The organism is Chloroflexota bacterium, from assembly GCA_023475225.1.
GTDB lineage: Bacteria > Chloroflexota > UBA6077 > FW602-bin22 > JAMCVK01 > JAMCVK01.
This window is the reverse complement of record JAMCVK010000002.1, coordinates 41,115-64,257: the sequence shown is the minus strand read 5'-3', so window position 1 is coordinate 64,257 and position 23,143 is coordinate 41,115. Positions and strand designations below refer to the sequence as shown.

Genomic DNA, 23,143 nt, shown 5'->3' with positions numbered 1-23,143 from the left:
AACTATGCTCAAGCGCCTTCTGTAAGGGTCATCTCTCTTACGCACAACCTCACCAACCTGCTGAAGGTGGGCACTGCTCGCTGGACGTTGCTGACCACCATCTCGTGCGTAATTTTTTCCGGCAACATCCCGGCGGCCATATTGGAAATGCAGGAGAGCCCTAAGATTTTCAGTCCCAGATAGTGAGCCACAATAACCTCTGGCACGGTAGACATCCCCACCGCATCTGCCCCCAGATAGCGGGCCATCCGAATCTCAGCCGGGGTCTCAAGGTTGGGCCCCAGGAAATGCATGTAAACCCCCTCCCGCAGGGTGATGCCCTCCCGCTGGGCGATCTCTTTGGCCAACTGCCGCAAGGACCAATCATAGGCTTCCGACATCTCGGGGAAGCGGGGCCCCAGCTCCTCATCATTCGGACCTATCAAAGGATTATCACCGCTGTAATTTATATGGTCGCTGATCAACATCAAATCCCCAGGGCGAAAGTTCTCGTTGACCCCTCCGGAGGCGTTAGTGACGATAAGGGCTTTTATGCCCAGTTTCCTCATGACGACCACTGGGAAAGTTACCTGACTATAGGGATAGCCCTCGTAGCGATGAAACCGGCCCTGCATAGCCACGACCGGTTTTCCCTCCAGCATTCCCAAAACCAGGCGACCGGCATGGCCAGGCACAGTAGAGACAGGGAAATGAGGGATATCCTTATAGGAGATAGCCACAGCTGAAGAAATCTCCTCAGCCAAGGGTCCCAGCCCTGATCCCAGGATCAACCCTGCCTGAGGAACAATATCGCTCCGTGAACGAATGAATCCTACCGCCTCGGTGACAGCGGAAACAATGCCTTTCACAGTCAATCCCCCTTTGTCGAATAGACTAGAGAACCCTCTCGGTTAAGCCCCAAAGACCCTGGCTGCTCTGCTACTGCACTCGGCGATGATCTGCTCTTCATCCAGGGTCTTCAACCGGCGGTCTTCCATCAGGATACGCCCGTCGACAATGACAGTTGCTACATCATCACAGCGAGCCGTGTAAACCAGATTGAGGACCAGGTTATTGATCGGCACTAACCGCACATGCTCCATATCCAGAAGGATGAGGTCAGCCTTCTGGCCCACAGTCACCGTCCCGATCACATCTCCCAGTCCCAGGGCTTTCGCCCCTCCGATTGTGGCCATCTCTAGGCAAGAGTGTGCTGGTGAGGAGCCCATCTCCCAGGGGTGAATCACCGCCGCTAGATACATCTCTTTCAAGATGTCAACTGTATCATTGCTTCCACAGCCGTCACTGCCCAACCCTACGGCCAGGCGGCGTCCCAGCAGCTGCGGGATTGGCGCTATCCCACTAAAGAGCTTCAGGTTACTCCCCGGATTATGGGCAATACCAACATTGGGACGATCCAGAATAGCTATATCCTGAGACGAGAGATGAACACAATGGGCCGCCAGGAGAGGACGCTCCAAACAGCCCAGCTCCAGGAGCACCTCTGGTGGCCTCTTGCCGTACTTCTCTATGGACTCAGCCACCTCCCTCTCCGTCTCCGACAGGTGAGTATGTAAACCAATCCCTAAATCGGCCGACGCAGCCACCACTTCACGGATGGTATCAAAAGAGCAAGTATAGGTGGAGTGTGGAGCCAGCCCGGCCATGATACGACCGTTTTCACGTCCATTCCATCGTTCGACAAAGGTCACGGCCCGTCGGAATTGGGCCTCGGTGCTACCACGCTCAGGTCTGGTCTCCATAATTCCCTCATACAGGCAAGCCCGCAGGCCAGCCACCTTGATGGCCTCAGCGATGACCTCCTGGTTAAAGAACATATCGGCGAAGGTGGTGATGCCAGCCTTTATCATCTCCGCAGCAGAAAGAAGAACGGCCCAGTAAAGGTCATCAGGTGTCATCTTTGTGATATAGGGTGCTCCCCATTCGAGCCACTCTTGCAGGCGCATCGCTTCTGAGGTGCCTCGGTGGAAGGACTGGCCCACGTGGGTGTGAGTGTTGACCAGACCGGGCAGCAGGACCGAACCTCGTCCCTCTATAGTTTTATCTGCTTCCACGGCGAGGCTTCCCGTGGGGGCGATGGCCACAATAAGCCCTTTGTCGATGAGCACATCAGTATGCTCCAAGACCCCATCGTCAGACAACGTGACCACAGTGCAATCTTTGATAAGGATATCACTCTTCATCCCATACCTCTCCTGCAGAAGATTCTGAAGGGCCGTAGTCCAGCTCTCAGGGATGTTTCAACCCGGCGAAGTGCGAGGTGCCTACCTATGCGCTGTGGGCAGGCTGACTCATCTATTCCTCAGCACGGACCGACTCATGCCAAGGGATCACTTTATTCTCAATGAAGCCAACGAGGGTAAAGGCCAGTACAGCGAGAGTAGTGGTAATGACTATGCCCCCCCACACAAGCGGAATCCGCACCCTGAAGCTGGCATCCAGGATAAGAAAACCCAAGCCCCTATCCGCGGCCAACCATTCGGCGACCATTGCCCCCAGGACAGAGGCTGTAGCCGTTATGCGCAGGGCGGAGAAGACATAGGGCAGCGAGGTGGGGAAACGTATCTTCCAGAAGAGGTCCCACTCGCCGGCAGCTAAAACGCGCATCATCTCCAGAGCCTGCATGTTGACCGACCGTAGACCCTTCAGCGTATTCACCAAGGTGGGAAAGAAGCAAATCATAGCCGCTATGGTTATCGTCGTCACATAACCGCGACCCAGCATCAAGGTTATCAGCGGCGTTATGGCAACGATGGGTGTGCTGCGCAGGGCCACGGCGAAGGGGAGAAACGTATTCTCGATGGTCTGTGAGCGCGTGAAGGCGAAAGCCATAATGAAGGCCACTCCATTACCAATGATGAACCCTCCTATGGCCTCGATTACGGTTGGCACAAGGTTATACTGATATATGTCCCACTCGTTAAACAGGGATTGCCCGATGCGACTCGGCGCAGGAAGCAAGTACTGAGGGACATCAAAGACCATGGTCAATGCCTGCCAGACCACTACCACAGCTATTAAACCCGTGACGCTGAGCAGCCCACCGCTCAACCTGGCCAGCAATGGCTTTTTTGGCGGCGCAGGCTGTATGGCCAGCGTTTGCCCTGTTGTTACCTCTTGCTCTGTCAGCACTTCCGTCATTGAGAGGCTATCCTCCAAAAGACTGCTTCGTTATTCACCTTCAAACTCCGATGCGGAGGCAGCTGCAGGATTATTCCTCAGCCGCCTCACGGTATTCGGCCTCGAGGGCCGATTCATGCCATGGAACGACGATGCGCTCCACGACGCCGACCAAAAGAAAACCGACTATGGCGATAAGAGCACTGAATATCATCACCGCCCACAGGCGGGGGATATCGAAAGAGAACATCGACCACAAGATGACAAAACCGATACCAGATTCTGAGCCAATCCATTCGCCGATGATGGCTCCGAGGATAGAGGCCGCTGCGGCGATCTTCAAAGCAGCAAAAAGATAAGGCAGAGAGGAGGGGAAACGGATCATGCGAAACACATCCCATTCGCCGGCGGCCAAAACGTGCATCATTTCCAAAGCTTGTGGGTTCACCGATTTCAAGCCCTTAACCGTATTGACCAGGGTCGTGAAGAAGCAGGCTATGGCGGCGATAGCGATCTTGGGCTCATAACCATTTCCCAACCAGATGACCAGCAGAGGGGCGATAGCCAGCATGGGAACGGAATGGAGAACAACGGCTACCCGGTAAAAGGCATCTTCAATCAGCGGCGAACGAACGAACATAAGGGCCAGGGAGATGGCCACACCGTTACCGATGATGAAGCCTACGGCTGCCTCGTATAAGGTGGGTTGAGCAGCTTTAAAGAAGATGTGCTGCGCCCGCAGAAATGCCTCTAATATAGCTGAAGGAGCCGGTACCACAAAACTGGGAATATTAAGGATCCTATTAACCGCCTCGCAGAGGAAAACAAGGGTGATAAAGAAGATTGCTGTTGGCCCGTAGGCCCGCACAATTCTTCGTAACTTTCGTTTCATAAAGCTGCCTACTCCTGCCCTTAAGCCCTCTTTTCAAAGAATCTTCGATCTCTTATTTGGTCACCCTTATCCCACCTCCGCGCTGAGGGGGGCCAGCTCTTCTGTCTTGGGTGCTTCGTAAAGGGCCTCTGTGACTGCATTGGTATACTCGAAGCATTCCCTGCTGCGCAGCATCTCAAGCGTTCTTGGTCGAGGTAGATCGATATTCAACGCAGCCTTGATCTGCCCAGGACGAGGGGTCATCACCAGCACCCGATCGGAGAGAAACACTGCCTCAGGGATGCTATGGGTAACCAGGAGGGCCGTGGTAGCGCTCTCCTTCCAAATCCGCAGCAATTCAACGTTCATCCGCTGTCTGGTTATCTCATCCAGGGCTCCAAAGGGCTCGTCCAGCAGGAGCACTGCTGGATTCAACACCAGGGCTCGGGCGATGGCCACCCTCTGCTTCATCCCGCCAGAGAGCTGCCAGGGATTGGCACTCTCAAAGCCAACCAGTCCCACCAGCTCCAGCAGTTGCTTCGGCTTCTCATAGAGGGAACGATCAGCCGGCCTAACTACCTGTAAAGGCAGACGAACATTCTCGAGCACATTTCGCCAGGGTAACAGGATCGGGTCTTGGAAGACAAATCCGAAGACACGATTATTGCGCGCCTCTTCCGGCGTCTGCCCATTGATGTGAATTTCACCTTTGGTGGGCGGCAGGATGTCTGCGACCAGACGCAGGATGGTCGATTTACCACAGCCGGATGGTCCAATCAGGGAGACGAACTCGTTTTGCCGCACTTCAAAAGTGATATCTTGAACAGCTGTCAGCATGCCGGCCGATAACTTAAATTGCTTGGTAACATTCTTTAGTTGAATACTAGGTAATATACCCTTCATCAATTTTCTATCCTCAATAAGTAACTATAAGTAACTATTATCCTGTATTCTTGCCAGAAAAATGCTGTGGTTGGGCGGCGACAGCCGCCCAACCACAGCCTAATTTTTACTACAGAAGATGCGTCTTCCCGCCGTAGGCCTTCTCCAGAACCTCCAGTGTGATCAGGTCGTCAACCTTAGCGTCCTTCTTCTTCAACTGCCCCGTGTCAACGAGCAGCTCGATCCCTTCCTGCCAGACCTTTGGGTCCATCCAGAAGAGTCCCTTCTGCTTGGTCAAGGGCGACTCAGTGTAAGGCAGCTGGGCCTCGTTCTCCCAGATCTGCTGCTGGAGGCTCAACCCTTCCTGCCCATACTTCTCCACGGTCAGCTTGGCTATCTCTTCCAGGTGAGCATTGTTGTATTCCCAACCCTTGATCGACGCCCGCAGCCATCTGACCAGCATGTCCTCGTTCTTCTCCAGGGTCTTGGGCTGGGCGATGCAGATGTTGCCGTAGAACTTGTAGCCGGCATCGTAGGAGGGCCAAACGACAGGATTGATGCCCTTCTCCTTCAGCATATATGGCTGGTTGGTGGCATAACACCAGTAGGCGTCGCACTGCTTGGTCAAGAGCGGGGTTGGATCAAAGCCCACTGGCACGATCTCCACCTTCTCCGGCGGGATCTTGTGGATGGCCAGAATGGTGCTGAAGGGACCACGTGCCCCCGTCTGGAGACCGATCTTCTTGCCGATGAGGTCCGCCGGCTTCGTAATCGGCTTCTCTGGCAGGCTCATCAGGGCTGAGGGTGCCTTTTGAAAGTTGGTCGCAAAGCACCTCAGCGGCATTCCCTGGTCAACGACCGACATGATGAAACGGTCAGCCCCACCATGTAGTCCGATAGGTGAGGTGCCTGCTGAGATGAGTGGCAAGACGTCCACTTGCGGTCCACCGGGTAGGATGATGACGTCCAGCCCCTCTTCCTTGTAGTACCCTTTATCAATCGCCGCCCAATAACCGCCGAATTCAACGTTCTTGATCCAGAGCAGCTGAACAGTGATGCGCTCTAACGCCTTGGGCGCTGCCGGGGCACAGCCAGCTGCCAGGCTTCCCAACGCCGAGATGCTCACCAGGGTCGTCCCAGCCACCAGACCAGTCTTCAGAAAATCACGTCTGGTCATGGAGTTGGACCACAAGGCATCCACGTTTCGCTTTGCCATAATATCCCCTTCCTCCTTATTAGTAAACTTAGGCAAAATCAGAGGGCGGTGATCCTCAATATCTCCACCAGCCCCCACATTCCAGAATCAAGGCTTCCTTCGCAAGAACACTCGCTTCATCAAATCATCCACTCCAAAGGATCCTTCTCCAGGGATCTAACTATCGTCTTGCGACCATGCACCTCCTTCCTCTATCGCCTGACAAAACCGTCTCCCACCCCCTTATCGATGGATCTCCATAGCCATAACCTACCACCTCATTATGCATAGGCCCCAGGAAAAAGTCAAATCGACGGGTTTCGATAGATGTAACACACCGCCTCATCACCGCCGTGATTATTACATAGGATTCAGGAAAATGTCAAATCTCTTAGCGAACGAGCGCAGCGCATTGACTACCCATTCGAAAGCGGCTATGATAGTGGTAGTTAGCAGACAGGTTATTTTTCTGAGCGGAAAGTGAAGCTACTTCTCACCTATTTGCGAAGTGGCTTTTTTATCCTCTGTGGATTTGGGTTACGCCACCTGGGTCATCTTGGGTCCACGGTCTCTCGACGAAGCGGGGAGGTATCCTCTTGGCTGAACTGGGGCTGATCTCGGATCTTGCCCTGGCCTTTTTGGCCGCATTGGCTGGCGGCGCTATAGCTGTCCGGCTCGGACAATCGGCAATCATTGGCTATCTGCTGGCTGGCATGGCCATTGGCCCATTTACGCTGCGACTGGTCGGTGATGTGGACCGGGTAAGGGTGTTGGCCGAAATCGGTGTTATCTTTCTTATGTTTGCCCTTGGGGTCGAGTTCTCTCTGACCCAGCTTAAACGTGTCCAAAGGGTGGCCATCTTCGGGGGCATCGCCCAGATTCTGCTTACCATCGCTCTCGGCTTGGCCATTGGTCAATACTTCGGATGGGACATGCCCCAGGCGGCTTTCTTTGGCAGTCTTATTGCCCTTTCCAGCACGATGGTCGTACTCAAATTACTGATGGAGCGAGGAGAGCTGGACACCGTTCATGGTCGAATTATGCTGGGGCTTCTGATCGTGCAGGATTTGAGCGTGGTACCGATGATGGTATTGCTGCCGGAGATGGCCCAGGCTGCAGACAATCTCCCTGTAACGCTGCTCTTGGCTGTCACTAAGGCGGCTCTTTTTCTGGCCGCGACCTATTATTTGGGCACCTACCTGGTTCCCCGCTTGCTCTTCAGGATTGCGGCCACCAAGTCAAGGGAGCTCTTTCTGCTCACCATTGTCTGTCTCGCCCTGGGGGCGGCGGTCGGCACCTATCTCTTTGGGCTCACCCTCGCCTTTGGTGCCTTCATCGCCGGACTGATCGTCTCAGAATCTGACTTCAGTCACCAGATTCTGGCCGAAGTCCTACCACTGCGAGACCTGTTCTCGGTCCTGTTTTTCGTGGCCATAGGGATGTTGATCAATCCTCTTTTCATCGGTCAAAATATAGGGTTGGTTATAGTAATGGTATTGGCTATAGTCTTGGGCAAGTTCCTTATTTGTTCCTTGCTCACCGCCGGCTTCGGCTATTCGTCCAAAACAGCTATCTACGTTGGGTTGGGACTGGTGCAAATAGGGGAGTTCTCCTTCGTCCTGGCCAGATTGGGCGTGGATGAAGGTATTCTGCCGGACTACATCTATTCCTTGACGCTGGCTGGGGCACTGATTACTATCCTGCTGACGCCCTTATCTATCTCCCTGGGGCCCAGACTGCTGGCCATGTTGGAGAGAACGCCTGTTCTTACCCGCCTGGCGGTTGAGAATCCGGCGTTGTACCTGGATGTCCCGCCTGCTGGACTATCGCAGCACGTCGTCATTTGTGGATATGGCGACGTTGGTCGTCACCTGGCCGCCATTTTGGATGTACGAAAGTTCAAATACCTGGTTATCGACTACGATCCCTATGTGTTGGCTGAGCTGCGCGAGCGGGGGGTTCCGTGCATTTATGGTGATGCTGCGAACGAGAGGGTGCTCGCTCAAACTAGTCTGCCCAAGGCCAAATTGTTGGCTGTGGCTTTGCCTGACCCCATCGCCACCGACCTGGTAATCAGGAATGCCTTGCGTCTCAATCCAAAGTTGGACATCATCGCCCGCGCTGAGCATGTTGCAGTTCTTGAGCCATTGTGCAAAAGTGGGATGGTGGAGATGGTGCATCCCAAATTTGAGGCTGCCCTAGAGATGATCCGCCATACTCTACACCGCTTCGGTGTCTCCGGTCCGGAGAGCCAATCTCTGGTCAATCGTCTTCGAATGGATCATTACCGCACTGAAACGTAGGAGGCGTTATTTTGTTGAGAGGACTTCCTTCTCCCCCGCTAGAGCCTGTTCAAATGCGGAAACCTGGGGCAGATGACCGCTGGAACTTCTTGGTCAATCTTACAGATGGCACCCTCTTTTGGTTGGGTTTCGCCTTTGTCTCTCCACCAACCATCTTGACCGTCTTTGTTGCCCATCTCATCAACTCTAATCTGGTCATCGGTGCGGTTCCAGCGATGGTCACCGTTGCTTGGGCTCTACCCCAGTTGGCCGCGGCCAATTACGTGCAGCAGTTGCCGACCAAGAGGTTATTTATCATTAAGACCGCGCTGCCAGGTCGTCTGGCCCTTATATTGATGGTTATCGCTACAGCCTTTCTGTCCGTATCTCATCCAACGCTGACTCTTGTGCTCTTCTTCATTTTCTTTGGCATCTTCCGTCTCAGTGGGGGGCTGAGCATGCCGGCCTGGATGGATATGATTACCCGGGTGATTCCTGGACGATTGAGGGGTCGCTTCTTCGGGCTAGCAGCTTTCTTAGGAGGAGCGATCAGCGCCGTGGCCCTATTCATCAGCGGCCCTATTCTGAGAGAGTATCCTTTTCCGCTCAATTTTGTTATTTATTTCTCCCTGGCCCTTTTCTTCACTACCATCTCCTTGACCTTTCTGGGTCTGACCAAGGAGCGCCAGGCTAAAGGGGTAAGGAAGGCCCTGCCGTTTCAGGAGTATGTGGCTGGCTTGCCGGCTATTCTGCGAAAGGATCGGGCTTACACCCGCTTTCTCATCTTCCGAATTGTTTTGACTCTCGGCACTATGGCCATCGGCTTCCTGGCCCTTTTTGCCATCAGAGAATGGGGGGTGGGGGACCAGGAGGCGGCCACTTTCACCTCCATTATGTTGGGGAGCCAAACGATAGCCAATCTCGCCTGGGGGGCCTTAGCTGATAGACGTGGTTATAAGATAGTCAATGAGCTGGCCGGGTTATGCGTTGGCCTGGCGGCCTTAGTGGCCTTGTTGGCCCCATCGCTTGTCTGGTTTCAGCTCTCCTTCGTTTTCGTCGGTTTGGCCATAGCTGGTTACTATGTCTCCGATCCCAATCTTCCCATCGAATTTGCCAACTCAGCAGATCGTCTACACTATGTGGCCTTAACCAACACGGTGATGGCGCCTTTTATGGTGGCCGCTCCTCTCATCGGTGGTTTGATCGCTGATCTACTCAGCTACAGGCTTCTCTTCTTAGCGGCTCTGATCGTTAACTTAATCGGCTTCACGTGTATGGTGTGGTTGGTCAGAGAGCCGAGATACAGGCTTAGGTGAGATACAATCAGGGGCTTTGCCCCTCGATAGTCAGTGACTGCAGAGCAGTGCTGACGAAAGGGCGGAGTGGTAGTGATGGCTGACATCGCCGGAGCCATCCCGGTCAAGAGCATCTCTGAGGAATATCATTATATAGCCAGTCAAAGATGCGCTTGTGGTAGTCGTTACAAGTTGCAGCACCAGAGCCTCCTGCTGGAGGGCCCTTATGACCTCCTTCGCGTTGTCTGTTTGCAATGCGGTGCCGAGAGGGAATTTCTCTTTGACATTCGGGCCTTTTTTGGTCGAACGGAGGGAAATGAACAAGGAGTTTGACCTAATGAAAAAGACCATCTCTGACCGGGTGATCGATCATATCCTGGTATTGATCCTGACGGCTATCGTTGTCCTCATCCTGCTTTTCCTGATGGGGCCAGTAGTAGAGCGCCTGCCGGAATATTTAGATGCTCTTAAACGGTAGAGATTGAGGGAACCCTAGATCTCCCCGACTGCACAAGTCTCACAGTAATATAGCCTCCTTCATAATGACCCCCAAACCCCCGCAAGGGGTTCAAGGTAGCCCTTCGGGTTTGATTTTGTGCTCTGGGGCACATCCCCAGACCCCTGCCAAGGGGCGCAGCCCCTTGGAACCCTCGTTGTTTATCACTCTCACTCTCAGGTTAGCGGCTTGACACTGAGTGAGGAAGCTGCCAGAATGGCGCAGGGCTTCACTGCCCCTCTGGAAGAATATGGGAGGGAATTGATGATCATCAAAACGTTAACGGTCGGACCGCTGACCACCAATTGCTATATCGTCACCTGTCCGGAGACACGGCAAGCCCTGGTGATAGACCCCGGCGGCGATGCCCCCCTTATTCTCAGCAGCTTGCAGCAGCTCAAAGCCACTGTGCGCTATATTGTTAATACCCATGGGCACTTTGACCATGTCCTGGCCGATAAAGAGCTCAAGGAGGCGACTGCTGCCCCTCTCGCTATCCATCGCCTCGACGTTCCCCTTCTGCAGTCCGCTGCGGCGAATGCAGCGCTATTTACGGGGAATCAATATGCTGAATGTCCTGCCCCGGACCTCTTCCTTGAGGAAGGTGATACACTCAAAGTAGGCACTCTTACCCTGCAGGTATTGTTCACGCCGGGGCATACCCCTGGCCACATCTCCTTACATATCGCCGGAAGCGTATTCGTCGGTGATGTCCTTTTTAATCACGGCATCGGTCGGACCGATCTGCCGGGCGGAAATCAGGAGCAGCTGCTGCAGAGTATAGTCCAGAAGCTGTTTCCCCTGGGCGATGCCACCCGAGTTTACCCGGGCCATGGCCCCTCCACGACCATCGGACAGGAGAGGCTCAGCAACCCTTGGCTTTGATAGAGGTTATCGCTCGAGAATAAGTGGCAGCAGCAGCCGCTGAGCGTAGTTCTGATCGATGCTCACGTCGTCGAGGTAGGCACGTAAATCGTGGGCATCGTTCCATTGCACGACGTTAAAGTAGAGCTCGATCTGTTTCCCTTTATAGGACGTCAGATCATAGGTGACCTTGGTCCAGCTCGGCGCTTGCCGCACCGTGTCGCGCGGTATCACCCAGACAACAACTGGCTCACCCCCCGCAGGCGTGTAATGAAACTTCACCTCGAACCAGGCACGGCCGGGCTGGGTGGTAGCGATCCTATAGACAAAAGAGAGGATCGGCTTCGTCAGTGTGTCTGGCACGGTGATCTTCTGCCAGATGGTCGAATTGCCATATTCCTGTCCCGGCTCCGCCTTAAAATCATCCCCCAACAAGGCTGCCTGCAAGCCGGTGTAGGCCAAATTGCTTAACTTAGGGGCGGTACTGCCCAGCACGTTCCAGCCGGCGTCAGGACCAAAATCAGTTATGGACTCAAAGTCGCCATTGGTGACCACGTTGGGCTGAACGATGGTCGTTTGAGCATCAGCTGTCGCTGGGAAGGCTTCCACATTGCCGGCCCAATCCCTGGCCCGTGAACGGAATTCGTAGGTGTGCCCCGCAGTCCCGTTGAAGGTGGCCGAGGTGGCCGTGGTACTACTGAGCCAATCCTGCCATGTTCCTCCTACTACGCTCGTATCCCGATATTGTACATCGTAGTTCACGATACCCCAGCCAACATCGCTGCCCGTCCAGCTGACCATGAAGCTTTTCTGACTTTGCGCTGGGAGGGGATTCACCATCGAAGTGGGAGGTGTCGTGTCCGGTGGTAAGGACTCCACTAACAGACGGGGTGAACCGCCAATGATGTAGTCATTGAGATTATCCTGAAAATTCTTATTATCTGTTGCGCCAGGGAGGGAGATTCTATAGACGTTATTCAGCGGTGACCTCACTTCCGTTCGTCCATCGGGGTAGACCAGTGTGGCCGTGGGCGCAGAGGCAGCCACAGTGCCCTCCGTCGCCTGGGGAGACTTGTCCCATAAGACAGTTACCTTGCCCTGCGGTGTTCCAAAGGTTATTCTCTCCACATCACCCACGCTCGTTCGTAACCCGGAGAATAGGTTGGAAAGATAAGTAACCGCAACCTGGTAAGCCGTATACGCTGGGCGGGGGGAGCCACCGTTTCGAATAAGCCCGTACCCTTGCGAGTGCGTTCCGTCATAATATTGCCAGCCATCATCGTAGAGCTGAAAGATCAGGATGCGCGTGAGCCCAGCGGCAAAGCCGTAGGCGAAGGCCTGGATGATGAAATCAGCCTGTTCACTGAGATTGGCGCTTCCTTTGAAATTGCGGTCTCCGCAATCAATGGCTCCTTGTAAATCTCTATCGCCACAAGCGGGGGCGTTGGTCTCATTCACCCAGATCTCCTTATTGGCGCTCATGCCGAATTCACGCAGCCATGTACGGGTAAGCACCGTGCCTGTCCAGAGATCGAATGGTCGACTATAAAAATGCAGAGGGATCACGTCGAAGAAGAAGTTATTGGTGGCGGCCAGCGGGTCGGCCTTGATCAGGGCAAGGACCTGACGGAGGAAGCTGGCTGAGGCATCACGGAAAGAGTAATGGGTGAGCCCGCCCATCATTATTTTGGCCGTCGGGTCAGCCGTCTTGGCGGCCAAATAGGCTACCTTCAATAAGCGATAGTAACTTTCTGGATTGGAGGCCCAGAAACCGCCATCGATGGCCGGGAAATCGGGCTCATTCCAGATCTCCCAGTACTTAATTTTATCTTTATAGCGGTTGACGGTGGTGTAGACGAAGCGAGCCCAGTGGTTATTCATGTTGATGGACTTAGCCGGCCCGGGTATATCTGTCCCATCAGTGAACACGGGCTGCCCCAAAGAGCGGGGAGGATAAGTGGCTGGGCTGGGAGAAGCGCTTTTTATGGATACAGCCTCTGCCTGGCGTGGCCGGGGGCCAACTTCAGGAAACGGAGCAGCCTCCATCGCCGTAACTGAGGCGCTTGTGATCCATCCCGGTGTACCGAGCAATACAGCATCGATGTTGAAACCGTGAGCGACATCCGAGTCCACAACCTGGTCCTGGAGACGGTAGGCCTGATCGGGGTTACTAATGATCAAGCCATCGGTGGTCTCGATCTCATGCCAATAGAATACCCAGCGGTTCCACTTCGCTCCAGCCTCCTTTGCCTGTTGATAGCGCTTATCAGAGCTGGTGATCTGGTTGCTGGCTACAGCACTTATGTGAACGATGCCAAAGCGGTCATTTGGTGTTACGCTGAGCGCTCGGTACGTCTCCCCCAATGCGGGAACCTGACCAGAGACGGGTGGCAACGTCAGAGTGACCAGTAGGATCATCGCTGTTAGGGAGCTCAATAGCCTAGCCCGGATGACCATAGCCTCTTCCCTCAGGTTGAACCTATGTTGCGGCTTGCCCATCATAATCACTTGGGCAAGAAAGGTCAATAGGAAAATAGTCCCCAGCAAGGTATAATGGCTGATGGGTGATACAGAGGTTGACTGCCTGCAACCCCTGGAGTCGAATGAGGCGTAGCAGGAAGGGTGGTGTGTAGTTTGGACGATCTAGCGTTGGCCAGGGACCGCTTACACCGCGATAAGGTGAATCTTGTCGTGGTAAAGGATAGTTGTTTATTGGCCAGCTCGGCTGAGGGCGGCGTCCGTCCCCTGGTGCAGATGGTGCTGCAACTGGGCGAGGAGATGCAGGGAGCGGCCGTAGCTGACAAAGTGGTAGGTAGGGCCGCAGCTCTTCTCTGTTGCTATGCTGGGGTGAGCGCCGTATACACGCCTTTAGCCAGCGAAAGCGCCCGGCAAGAGTTAAGAGCGGCTGATATCCAGATCGTAGCCGACCAGATTGTGGCCCATATCCTTAATCGGAGCGGGGATGGACCTTGTCCATTTGAACGGCTTACCGAAGGCAAAGGGCCAGCAGAGGCGCTTGCCGCTCTGCGTGCCTTCCTGGGACCCTAGACGGCGGTGATGGGAATGGCTATCCCCAGTTCCAGAAGCTTGTTATTCACGAACTGTTGTAAGCGCTCGATCATCTCCGCTGTAAGATGAGCGAAGCGGCCCTGCGTCTTTACATACTCCGCGACCGGTCGGCGTCGGCGCGGCACCTGGGTGACATTCACCCGGCCATTCTCGATCTCATAGTTCGTCCACATGCCGGTCTCGACGGCCAATCTGGCTACCTCTATACCCCGCTGGGACTCGAAGCTCCATCCCTTGGGACAGGGACAATGGATGTGTATGAAGGCTGGGCCCTTCACTGCCAGGGCCTTTCTCACCTTGTTCATCAGGTCCAGGGGGTAGCCCACGGAAGCGCTGGCCAGGTATTTGATGGCCGGATGCCCGGCGGCGATCATCTTAAGCAGGTCCTTTGGGAAGAGCTTCTTACCCTCAGGTATCACGACCCCCGGGGGTGTAAAGGTGGTGTAGCCGCCGTAAGGGGTGGTTGGCGAGGTTTGAATGCCGGTGTTGGCATAGGCCTCGTTATCGTAGCAGATGAATAATACATCGTGGGCCCTGTACATGCAGCCACTCAAGGCTTGCAGTCCGATGTCCGCCGCGCCTCCATCACCGGCGAAACAGATTATGTTAGGAAACTCTCCCTTCTTCTTGCCCTTGCGCAACAGGGCCTTATAGGCTGCTTCAATCCCCGAGACCACCGCACCGCCGTTAGTTATTTGCGTGTGAATCCAGGGCACGGCCCAGGGGCCGCAAAGGTAGCTGGTGTTGGCTACGTACATACAACCGGTGGGACCGGCGAAGATCGTGTTCTTGCCAGCGGCCAGGGCCGTGAGGCGGTAAGCCAGGGCCGGCATGCATCCGGAGCAGGTGCGGTGTCCAGGCACATAATATTCCGTGTCTGGCGCATCCCTGAGTGAGCGTACTCTATCGTATTTCTCTGTTACGGCGCTGATGGGAGCCTCGGCTCCCAGTCGCTCGATCGTTTCAGCCATAATCGTCCTCCATTCACTCCTTTACTTGCAGGGGTTCAAAACCCAGCCAAAAGACGCGTTTGCTCAGGCGCTCCATCTGCAACGCTTCCTGCATCGCCCGCGCCATGCTATAGTAGTCGCTCAGTCTGATATTTTCCCCGCCGAGACCGGACAGGAAGGTGAGCACCTTTGGGTGCTCTGGGGCATAATAGAGAGAGGCCAGGGTTTCCATCGTCAGTGGCCCGCTGTTATGCGCTGAACCGAAAGAGTTACAATTTTCCAGAACACCAACGACCTTGAAGCGAGAGAGGGTGGTGGCCACCTCCTCAGTGGGGAAGGGGCGCATGAAGCGGAGCTGGATGACCCCAATCCTCAGTCCTTCCTGGCGCAAGCGTTGCGCAGCCAGACGAGCGGGCACTGTATGGGCTCCTTGGCCGAAGAAGATCACATCTGCATCCTCGGTCATAAACCCCTCCAGAAACGGTGCATAGCGGCGGCCGAAGATGCGGTTGAAATCGGCGTAGATCTCTGGGATGAGTTGTCTGGCCATCTTCATGGCCTCCGTCCGTCCCAATTGAATGGCTGCTCCCTGGTCAGCCCGGCACTGTGGCCCCATCAAGACAGGGTTTTCGGGGTCCAGGCTGTGCTTGGGGCGGAAGGGAGGGAGAAAGGCTTCCACCTGGCCAGGCTCAGCCAGCTCCACCTCGCCCGAAATATGGGAGACAAAGTAGCCATCCTGGCAGGGGAATTGAGGGAGCATCACCCGCGGGTCCTCACCTAGCCGGTAGTAGACCAAGGTGTTGTCGTAAGCCTCCTGAGGGGTGGCTGCCCAGCCCATGATCCAACCTTGGTCACGCGTGGAGAGGGCATCGGTATGCTCCGAGCCAAAATCGCCCGGTGGGTCTAAGGTGCGATCAGCGATCATGCATTGCACGGGGTGGAACTCGCCGGCTATCGGCGAATAGAGCTCAAAGGCATAGGTGATTCCCACCCCCGCGCTTCCGGTGAAGACCCGTGCGCCGGCCGCAGAGGCGCCCAGAACCACGCTCAGTTGGGCGTGCTCACCCTCTCCGTGGACGAACTCGGCATCCAATTCACCTTCAGCCACCATGCGCGCTAGTTCGATCATCGTGCCTGTGTAAGGTCTGATCGGGTAGGAACAGATGACATCCACATCGGCGGCCTTAACTGCCTCTGCGGTGGCTTTACAGCCGCTTATCCTGACTTTCTTACCCATTTTACTCACCTCAACCAGTATAAGTTAGGCGGACCATCCCGCCTTCGAAGTTCAACTCGTCTTCTGGACGTAGAGCGCCGGGGACGGGGCAGACGGACCAGCAGATGCCACATCCCTTACAATACTTCAGGTCGATGGCTATCTTGGGGGACTCTTCAGGTGAGATACGAATGCATGAATCTGGACAGCTGATCCAGCAAAGGCGACACAGGGTGCACTTGTCTTCGTCGAAGATGGGTCGCCATTGGCGGAAGTTACTGGTGATGAATCCCTCGTTCTCACCGTTAGGTGATGGAGCCGGGATAATCAAATCGACCTTATGGCCAAGGTGAGGGATTGGGCTCTCCACCTTGCGTTCCTCTGGCCTATAGACTGGGTTTGTGAGCATCTTCACCTGGTCACAACCTTTCTGGAGGCCGGCCTTGTCCGTCTCCACAGCTAGCAGCGATTCCAGTTTAACGACGCCTGAGGCGCGGGCAATGGCTCCTAAGATCGGGGCGCCTGGGCCGGGGTCAACTGGCCTATCTACAGCTCCCTCCCCACCAGCGCCGTAAGGGGCACGCGGTCTTGCCCCCTCGCCAGCATCGATCGTGGCTACCGTCTTGAGACGACTGCGGTTCTCCAGCCCCTCCAGCAGTTTCAGTATCTCCGTTGGCTCCCGGGAAGTATTCACCACAAGCACGCCGTCTGGTTCCATCCCCTTCAAGACGTCGCAGCCCTTGACCAGGGCGGCATCGGTGGCTACTACCACGCTTGGATGGTGATTCTCGTAGATATACGGTTCGGCGATGGGCTCTGGACAGAGGCGAGCGTACGACCGACAGGGCACATCAACGCGATCAGGTGCATCAGCGTAGTTATCGAAGGCCTGCATAAATTTGCCCTCCTGTGCCGCAGCGCTGGCTAGCGTATTGACGATCTTGCGGGCCAATCTTCCCTCCACAACACCTCGAAACCAAACTGTAACCTCGATAAGGTTCTCCTGATGAATAGCCATTGTTCCTCCTTAACTTTGTTATCATCTGCGGACGTTTGGAAACGCCCTTCGATCTCTCTTGAAAAGGTGTTAGCCCTCTCCGTGCCTCCTGGCGGGGCATGCTCTCCAAGTGAATCTGCCCTACTCTGGTGTAGGGCGGTTGACTATAGCCAGGGCAGCAGCGAAGTGCCTGGCCGCCAGCGATGGACTGGTCTCTACTTGTCCCCCTGTTGCCAGATGCTCTTTGAGAGCGTAGACGGTGGCCTTCTTACAGATGGAGGCTATGTCGCTGCCCGTCATACCGGCGGTGGCTGCGGCAAGGGCAGTGATGTCTACGTCATTGGCCAGCGACCTGTCCCTGGTTAGGATGGTGAATATCTTCTCTCGTGTGTGCTGGTCGGGCAAGGGTACCGGCAACTGAAGGTCGAATTTGGCTAACACGGCGGGATCGACCAGGTCTATCCGATCTGTGGCGGCAACGACGATCAGTCCCTTGACGTTTGTTATGGTGCTCATCTCGCGCATTAACCTGGCCATCACCCGGGCTGAAATGTAGGACTCGGTCAATGCGCCGCGTCGAGGGGCCAGGATGTCGATGTGATCGAGGAAGAGAACACAAGGACCGGCGTGTCTGACGGCGCGGAAGACATCCCCTAAAGACTTTTCGGCTTCTCCCATCCATTTGGAGGATATGGCTGAGGGGTTGACTTCGACGAAGCTGAGTTTTAGCTCCCCGGCCAAGGCTTTGGCCAACAGGGTCTTGCCACTGCCAGGTGGACCATGGAGAAATACCGACCTGGGCGGGGTCAACTGCCCTTGCTCGATCAGCTCGGCATGGCGTAGGGGCAGAGCAATTACCGTCAGGAGCTCCTCCTTGAGCTCCTCAAGACCACCCACATCACTGAAGGTGAGGGAGGGTTTTTCGATGAGGATCTCCCGTGTACCCGCCGGCTCAACCTCCTGCATGGCCTGGTAAAAGTCGTCCATGGTGACCCAGACCTTCAGATCATTCAGAGAGGCGGCAGACTCGGCCGTCATGTCCGGCGAGGGCAACATGCGGCGCAGGGCACTCATACCGGCCTCTTTACAGAGCATCTCCAGGTCAGCGCCAACGTAGCCACTGGTCATCTTTGCCAAGCAAGCCAGATCAACGCTGGGATGAAGAGGCATCGGCTGGGTGTGGATGCGCAAAATCCCCCAGCGTCCCTTCTCGTCAGGGATGGTGATATGCACCTCCCGGTCAAAGCGTCCGGGGCGACGCAGGGCAGGGTCAAGCAGCTCCGGCATGTTAGTGGCGCCGATCACCACCACCTCCCTCCGTCCAACCAGCCCATCCATCAGGGCCAGTAATTGGGCTACCACCCTCTTTTCCACCTCGCCAGCGACGGTCGCCCGCCGGGGGGCGATGGCGTCGATCTCGTCCAGGAAGATGATGCTTGGCGCGTTTTGGCTCGCCTCCTCAAAGACTTCACGTAGCCTCGCCTCGCTTTCACCGTAATATTTGTGCATTATCTCTGGACCATTAACGTGGATAAAATGGGCCCTGACTTCGCTAGCCAGCACACGGGCGATCAGCGTCTTACCTGTCCCTGGTGGGCCGTACAGGAGCAGCCCCTTTGGTGGCTGGATGCCTACGCGGGCGAACAGTTCGGGGTACTTGATGGGCAATTCCACCATCTCCCGGATGTGTCGTATCTCCTCGTCCAGGCCGCCTATGTCTTCGTAGGCTGAGTGAAAGCGGCGCGGCGCAGTCTCGTCCGGAGGGAGGAGCGTTATCTGTGTCTGGGGGGTGACGAGGACAGGACCCTGAGGGGCACTCCCCAAGACCGAGAGAGGGCCCGCATGTGCCGCGGAAACTCCCAGGTCGACCTGGTCACCGGCAATCAATGGCAACTCATGAAGGAGTTCGCCTATGGCTTGGACATCAAGTGTGGAGAGAGGGGTCGTTCCCTGCCCGGTGTCGGTGTATGTTAACACGAGGGAGCGCGCCGGTTGTGCCTGTGTCCTCTCTACGAGTATTCCCTCGCCGAGGCCGACCCCGGCATTAGCCCGAGTACGACCATCTATTTGAGCCAATCCACACCCATAGAATTCCGGAAGGGTGGGCATAGCCCTGGCCACGGTCCGGTTCTTACCGATTAGGGCGACGATGTCGCCAGGGGTAGCCCCAATCGTGTCCATATCGTGCGGGTCCAGGCGTACAGTCCTGCGGCCGACGTCCTCAATGAGAGACTCAGCCACACGAAGGGTCACTCGCTTTGGCGTATCGATGTTTCCACCTCTTCCAAATGGTCTAGCATGGACCTATAAGCGGCCTTTGGATCCTTAGCGAGTAGGGCTTTGAGGATGCGCCGGTGGCCAGCGAGCGACCGCTGGGCTCGCTCAGGGGTCTGCCAGTAGTGCTGGCGTGACTCGTGCAGGAGTTCCATCATCGCATCAACCAGCTTAAGGATAACCCGATTGCCGGTGGCCCTGGCCAAAGCATAGTGGAAGCGGCTATCCTCTTCAACGGGGCTCTCTCCCCTGGCGACCTTCTCCTCCTGGGTCGATAACAGTTGTTCCAATTCAGCCAGATCATCTGCTGAAGCTCGCTCGGCCGCCCGCATAGCTAGGGGTGGTTCGAGCATCTTGCGCGCATCCATGATCTCGACGACCACCCCTTGCCGGGTCAGCAGTATTGAGGAGAGCGATTGGGCCAGACCTTCGATGCTGCCCTCTCGGATAAAAGTACCATCGCCGTGCTTGCTTTCCACCAGTCCCAGTAGCTCCAGGGTGCGCATTGCCTCCCGCACCGAGGCGCGACTGACTCCGAAGTACTCGGCTAGCTCTCGCTCTGGGGGCAGTCGATCACCCGGCTGGAGCTGCCCACTGGCGATGAGGTCTCTGATCTGAAGGGCGATATCCTCAGATATTTTGGTCTTTTTGATCGGTTGAATCGTTGGTTTCATTTTGATGAGAACCCTCATCCCCCTGCCCCCTTCTCCCGCTTTGCGGGAGAAGGGGGAGTGTAGGCTAGGGCGGAGCCCTAGAACCCTCCCAGGAGGGGTGCTCCCCTTCTGGACTACCCCCTATCCGGCGGGAGAAGGGGGAATGTAGGCTAGGGCGGAGCCCTAGAACCCTCCCAGGAGGGGTGCTCCCCTTCTGGACTACCCCCTATCCGGCGGGAGAAGGGGGAGTGTAGGCTAGGGCAGAGCCCTAGAACCCTCCCAGGAGGGGGTTCCCTCCTTGACCTCCCCTTGCCCCGGCGGGAGAAGGGGGAGTGTAGGCTTGGGCGGAGCCCTAGAACCCTCCCAGGAGGGGGTTCCCTCCTTGACCTCCCCTTGCCCCGGCGGGAGAAGGGGGATTGGGTCTAGGGTGTATCCCGATGCACTCCCAGTAGTGAGGCTGCGCCCTCCCTCCATGACCTTTCCACACTCCCTCCTCGCCCCCCTTTTGCTTGGTGTGGGAAGATTAGTGGTAAGGCCACCCAGCCACCTGATGACATTATAACTTATTTTGTACCTTTTGGCAAATATAATTGACCGTTGTGCGCTGGACTCCTAGAATAGGGCGGTCACGGGGCATTGATGGTGGTATTCGGCGTAACAAAAATTAGGCTTTTTCGTTATTTATATGGATAAGATGCCGCAGCAAGGTTCGATCCCAGCCGAGGGCTTAGAATTGCTCGAGCGGGCCATCAAACGGGATACGGAGGCCTTCGGACAGCTTTATGACCTTTACGTTGACCGCGTCTACCGCCATGTCTACTACCGCCTTGGTGACCGCAGTGAGGCTGAGGATCTGACGGAGGAGGTTTTCTTGAGGGCCTGGCAATCTATTGAGCGCTATCGTCCCCAAGGTGTCCCCTTCGTGGCCTGGCTTTTTAAGATTGCCCAAAACCTGGTTGTTGATCGTTATCGCCATAAGAGGCCGAAGGGAGAGGTTCTGGAGACAGAGACTATTGAGACGGATGTTTGGGCCGATCCGGTGGTGATAGCTGAGCAACACCTAACACAGCAGACGCTCCGGCAGGCAGTCTTACGGCTAAAGCCTGAACAGCAGCAGGTAATCATGCTGCGTTTCCTTGATGGGCTGGAGTATCCGGAGGTGGCCGCCATCCTCGGTAAGAGCGAGGGAGCAGTGCGCATAGCTCAATTCCGGGCCCTACAGGCGTTGCGCCATATTCTGGAGGGGGAGAGGTTGTGCCTGAGAAGAGAAGAGTAGAGGGTGTCCTGGCTGAGGCCCTGGAGGAGCTGGGGAAGGGACACAAAAACATCGAGGAAATCTCAGCAGAGTATGCTGTCCTGGGGGCGGATCTAGCGCCACTGCTGCGCCTGGCCCTAGAGCTTCATTACCCTAAAGATGTCGAGCCTAGCCCGCAATTCAAGAGGCTGGCTCGCGCCCGGTTGATGCAGCGAATATGTGCGGAACCAGTAACAAGGTGGTCTCTCCTTCGTTATCTTAATTGGGAAAGTCCCATTAAGATCAGGAGGATGAGTATGCCAGCATTGATTGTCGCCATCATTTTGGCCATCACGGTGATGGCCAGTGGAGGAACGGCCGTGGCCGCACAGGGCAGTCTGCCCGGCGATCCTTTATATACTGTTAAGACCTCTCTCGAGCAGTTGCAGTTGGGCCTGGCTCCGTCGGCCGAGGCGAAGGCCCAGGTTTACGAGGAGCTGGCGGCCAAGCGCCTGAGCGAGTTGGCGAAGAGCATTCAGCTGGGGAGAAGTGAAGCAGCTGGGGATCTGGCCGAGCAGTACCGTCGCAATGTGGATAAGGCCGTAGGATTGCTTGTTGAGGATGAAGCGGAAGGTAAAGATGTTACGGTTCCCCTGGCACGCCTGCAGGAAAATCTGGCCCGACAGCAGTCCGCTCTGGCCAGGGTGATGGAGTCGGCTCCAGCGGAGGCACGGAGTTCCCTGGAACGAGCCAGGGAGACCAGTCGCTGGGGCATCGAGATAGCTAGCAGGGCGGTAGAGGGGAAGAAGCCGAGTGGCAAGAGGGTCGGCACACCGGCAGCGGAGGTTACCCCAACGACGCCAGCCACGCCAGCGCCGCTTACACCGACCCCGCCGCCGACTGCCACTCCGTCTATCAGCAACACGATAGGCATCACCCTCACCCAGACCATCTCTGATGTCGTCTCTTTGAGCGCGGATCCCAACGTCCCCGGTCAGAGCTACGAGGGCTTACTGGCTAAACTGCTGTCTGTCCAGGCGAGCCTGGAGCGTGGTCAGACTAAGGTATCCCTAAATCAGCTGGATGCTTTCTTGCACGAGCTCAACGCCCTGCAGCGTTCGGGCCACATCAGTCAGGCGAACTATGACCGGCTCTACGCTGCCTATACCACGCTCATAAGCAGCTTGGGTGGCGAACCACAGCCTGCTCTCCCAGCGGGTCAGCCTACTCCAGCGGCGACACCCAGTCCTGAGGCCAAGCCGCGACCGACACGTCAGCCAGGGGTTACGCCGCCGCGCAGAGGTGAGCCAGAGGAGGGCCAGGAGCGGCGGGCAACGCCCGCCAGGACGTCGGTCAAATCGGAGGGACCGTCTGCAACGCCGACACCCACTGCAACGCCGGTCAAACCGGAGACGCCCTCTCGGACGCCCAGGGCCCATCCGCAAGGTCGAGTCACACCCGGCCGGCCGGTGGAAAACCCCTTGAGTCCAACGCCAGCAGCCGAACCCCCAGTGGTTACGCCACCACCTGCCCGGGAGAGGGGTCCGAGGGAGGGCACGGGCCAGCCCCCGGAACAGCGATCAGCCCAGTCGCATTCCAGGGGCCGGCCTTAACCCTGGGTATCCCAAATCGAATTCCAGCCGGGCTGTCTGTGCGTTCTTGACGGGAATATAGATCGCCCCGTAAAATGGCCCCAGACAATCCCGTGCTATGACCAAAGCCCGCTCTGTGGCTGGAGCAGCTAT

20 protein-coding genes are annotated in these 23,143 nt (G+C 56.1%); 8 read left to right on the top strand and 12 right to left on the bottom strand.

Annotated features, from left to right (window positions below; genetic code table 11):
* Positions 1–8: 8 nt before the first annotated feature.
* The 6 genes from M1136_00370 to M1136_00345 all read right to left on the bottom strand — a co-directional run bounded on the left by M1136_00370 (position 9) and on the right by M1136_00345 (position 6,089).
* On the bottom strand, positions 9–839 hold the full coding sequence (locus M1136_00370) for a purine-nucleoside phosphorylase (GenBank protein MCL5074094.1): 831 nt from the start codon (positions 837–839) through the stop codon (positions 9–11).
* Positions 840–890: 51 nt separating this feature from the next.
* On the bottom strand, positions 891–2,183 hold the full coding sequence (locus tag M1136_00365; GenBank protein ID MCL5074093.1) for an amidohydrolase: 1,293 nt from the start codon (positions 2,181–2,183) through the stop codon (positions 891–893).
* A 112-nt stretch (positions 2,184–2,295) separates the two neighbouring features.
* The gene (locus M1136_00360; protein MCL5074092.1) at positions 2,296–3,141 is read right to left on the bottom strand and encodes an ABC transporter permease; all 846 of its coding nucleotides are present in this window, start codon (positions 3,139–3,141) and stop codon (positions 2,296–2,298) included.
* 70 nt (positions 3,142–3,211) lie between these two features.
* A complete protein-coding gene (locus M1136_00355; GenBank protein MCL5074091.1) occupies positions 3,212–4,012 on the bottom strand; it encodes an ABC transporter permease in 801 nt (266 codons plus the stop codon).
* Positions 4,013–4,078: 66 nt separating this feature from the next.
* Positions 4,079–4,894, bottom strand: coding sequence for an ABC transporter ATP-binding protein (locus tag M1136_00350; protein ID MCL5074090.1), 816 nt, complete (start codon positions 4,892–4,894; stop codon positions 4,079–4,081).
* Between the two features lie 109 nt (positions 4,895–5,003).
* Positions 5,004–6,089: an ABC transporter substrate-binding protein gene (locus M1136_00345; GenBank protein ID MCL5074089.1), complete on the bottom strand. Its 1,086-nt coding sequence runs from the start codon at positions 6,087–6,089 to the stop codon at positions 5,004–5,006.
* Between the two features lie 575 nt (positions 6,090–6,664).
* On the opposite strand from M1136_00345, the gene M1136_00340 reads away from it, so the two are divergent.
* The 5 genes from M1136_00340 to M1136_00320 all read left to right on the top strand — a co-directional run bounded on the left by M1136_00340 (position 6,665) and on the right by M1136_00320 (position 11,026).
* The gene (locus tag M1136_00340) at positions 6,665–8,371 is read left to right on the top strand and encodes a cation:proton antiporter (GenBank protein ID MCL5074088.1); all 1,707 of its coding nucleotides are present in this window, start codon (positions 6,665–6,667) and stop codon (positions 8,369–8,371) included.
* Positions 8,372–8,382: 11 nt separating this feature from the next.
* A complete protein-coding gene (locus M1136_00335) occupies positions 8,383–9,666 on the top strand; it encodes an MFS transporter (GenBank protein ID MCL5074087.1) in 1,284 nt (427 codons plus the stop codon).
* A gap of 75 nt (positions 9,667–9,741) precedes the next feature.
* Positions 9,742–9,978 carry a hypothetical protein gene (locus M1136_00330; protein ID MCL5074086.1) on the top strand — a complete coding sequence of 79 codons (237 nt, stop codon included), beginning with the start codon at positions 9,742–9,744 and terminating at the stop codon, positions 9,976–9,978.
* A gap of 4 nt (positions 9,979–9,982) precedes the next feature.
* The gene (locus M1136_00325; GenBank protein MCL5074085.1) at positions 9,983–10,123 is read left to right on the top strand and encodes a hypothetical protein; all 141 of its coding nucleotides are present in this window, start codon (positions 9,983–9,985) and stop codon (positions 10,121–10,123) included.
* A gap of 282 nt (positions 10,124–10,405) precedes the next feature.
* Positions 10,406–11,026, top strand: a complete 621-nt coding sequence (locus M1136_00320; protein ID MCL5074084.1) for an MBL fold metallo-hydrolase — start codon at positions 10,406–10,408, stop codon at positions 11,024–11,026.
* Between the two features lie 6 nt (positions 11,027–11,032).
* Here the strand turns inward: M1136_00320 and M1136_00315 are convergent, their stop codons facing one another.
* Complete coding sequence (locus M1136_00315) at positions 11,033–13,531, bottom strand: hypothetical protein (GenBank protein MCL5074083.1); 2,499 nt, start codon at positions 13,529–13,531, stop codon at positions 11,033–11,035.
* Positions 13,532–13,639: 108 nt separating this feature from the next.
* On the opposite strand from M1136_00315, the gene M1136_00310 reads away from it, so the two are divergent.
* The gene (locus tag M1136_00310) at positions 13,640–14,053 is read left to right on the top strand and encodes a DUF1893 domain-containing protein (GenBank protein ID MCL5074082.1); all 414 of its coding nucleotides are present in this window, start codon (positions 13,640–13,642) and stop codon (positions 14,051–14,053) included.
* Here M1136_00310 and M1136_00305 read toward each other — a convergent pair.
* From M1136_00305 to M1136_00285, 5 genes are all read right to left on the bottom strand, one after another.
* The gene (locus M1136_00305) at positions 14,050–15,045 is read right to left on the bottom strand and encodes a thiamine pyrophosphate-dependent enzyme (GenBank protein ID MCL5074081.1); all 996 of its coding nucleotides are present in this window, start codon (positions 15,043–15,045) and stop codon (positions 14,050–14,052) included. The two genes, M1136_00310 and M1136_00305, sit on opposite strands and share 4 nt — an antisense overlap.
* 13 nt (positions 15,046–15,058) lie before the next feature.
* Complete coding sequence (locus M1136_00300) at positions 15,059–16,261, bottom strand: pyruvate ferredoxin oxidoreductase (protein MCL5074080.1); 1,203 nt, start codon at positions 16,259–16,261, stop codon at positions 15,059–15,061.
* Positions 16,262–16,271: 10 nt separating this feature from the next.
* Positions 16,272–17,258, bottom strand: a complete 987-nt coding sequence (locus M1136_00295; protein ID MCL5074079.1) for a 4Fe-4S binding protein — start codon at positions 17,256–17,258, stop codon at positions 16,272–16,274.
* Between the two features lie 120 nt (positions 17,259–17,378).
* A complete protein-coding gene (locus M1136_00290) occupies positions 17,379–19,478 on the bottom strand; it encodes an AAA family ATPase (GenBank protein ID MCL5074078.1) in 2,100 nt (699 codons plus the stop codon).
* 8 nt (positions 19,479–19,486) lie between these two features.
* On the bottom strand, positions 19,487–20,203 hold the full coding sequence (locus tag M1136_00285) for a FadR family transcriptional regulator (GenBank protein MCL5074077.1): 717 nt from the start codon (positions 20,201–20,203) through the stop codon (positions 19,487–19,489).
* A gap of 655 nt (positions 20,204–20,858) precedes the next feature.
* Here M1136_00285 and M1136_00280 point away from each other — a divergent pair.
* Together M1136_00280 and M1136_00275 are read left to right on the top strand one after the other, a co-directional pair.
* The gene (locus M1136_00280) at positions 20,859–21,440 is read left to right on the top strand and encodes a sigma-70 family RNA polymerase sigma factor (protein MCL5074076.1); all 582 of its coding nucleotides are present in this window, start codon (positions 20,859–20,861) and stop codon (positions 21,438–21,440) included.
* Positions 21,419–23,011, top strand: a complete 1,593-nt coding sequence (locus M1136_00275) for a DUF5667 domain-containing protein (protein ID MCL5074075.1) — start codon at positions 21,419–21,421, stop codon at positions 23,009–23,011. The genes M1136_00280 and M1136_00275 overlap by 22 nt, the downstream gene beginning before the upstream one ends.
* The last annotated feature ends 132 nt before the right edge of the window (positions 23,012–23,143 follow it).

What these genes read in the sequence shown, in the direction of transcription:
- M1136_00300 (MCL5074080.1), bottom strand. Translation starts at nt 16,261, where the DNA reads ATGGGTAAGAAAGTCAGGATAAGCGGCTGTAAAGCCACCGCAGAGGCA.
- M1136_00280 (MCL5074076.1), top strand. Translation starts at nt 20,859, where the DNA reads ATGCCGCAGCAAGGTTCGATCCCAGCCGAGGGCTTAGAATTGCTCGAG.
- M1136_00365 (MCL5074093.1), bottom strand. Translation starts at nt 2,183, where the DNA reads ATGAAGAGTGATATCCTTATCAAAGATTGCACTGTGGTCACGTTGTCT.
- M1136_00360 (MCL5074092.1), bottom strand. Translation starts at nt 3,141, where the DNA reads ATGACGGAAGTGCTGACAGAGCAAGAGGTAACAACAGGGCAAACGCTG.
- M1136_00285 (MCL5074077.1), bottom strand. Translation starts at nt 20,203, where the DNA reads ATGAGGGTTCTCATCAAAATGAAACCAACGATTCAACCGATCAAAAAG.
- M1136_00345 (MCL5074089.1), bottom strand. Translation starts at nt 6,089, where the DNA reads ATGGCAAAGCGAAACGTGGATGCCTTGTGGTCCAACTCCATGACCAGA.
- M1136_00295 (MCL5074079.1), bottom strand. Translation starts at nt 17,258, where the DNA reads ATGGCTATTCATCAGGAGAACCTTATCGAGGTTACAGTTTGGTTTCGA.
- M1136_00305 (MCL5074081.1), bottom strand. Translation starts at nt 15,045, where the DNA reads ATGGCTGAAACGATCGAGCGACTGGGAGCCGAGGCTCCCATCAGCGCC.
- M1136_00355 (MCL5074091.1), bottom strand. Translation starts at nt 4,012, where the DNA reads ATGAAACGAAAGTTACGAAGAATTGTGCGGGCCTACGGGCCAACAGCA.
- M1136_00350 (MCL5074090.1), bottom strand. Translation starts at nt 4,894, where the DNA reads ATGAAGGGTATATTACCTAGTATTCAACTAAAGAATGTTACCAAGCAA.
- M1136_00325 (MCL5074085.1), top strand. Translation starts at nt 9,983, where the DNA reads ATGAAAAAGACCATCTCTGACCGGGTGATCGATCATATCCTGGTATTG.
- M1136_00330 (MCL5074086.1), top strand. Translation starts at nt 9,742, where the DNA reads ATGGCTGACATCGCCGGAGCCATCCCGGTCAAGAGCATCTCTGAGGAA.
- M1136_00320 (MCL5074084.1), top strand. Translation starts at nt 10,406, where the DNA reads ATGATCATCAAAACGTTAACGGTCGGACCGCTGACCACCAATTGCTAT.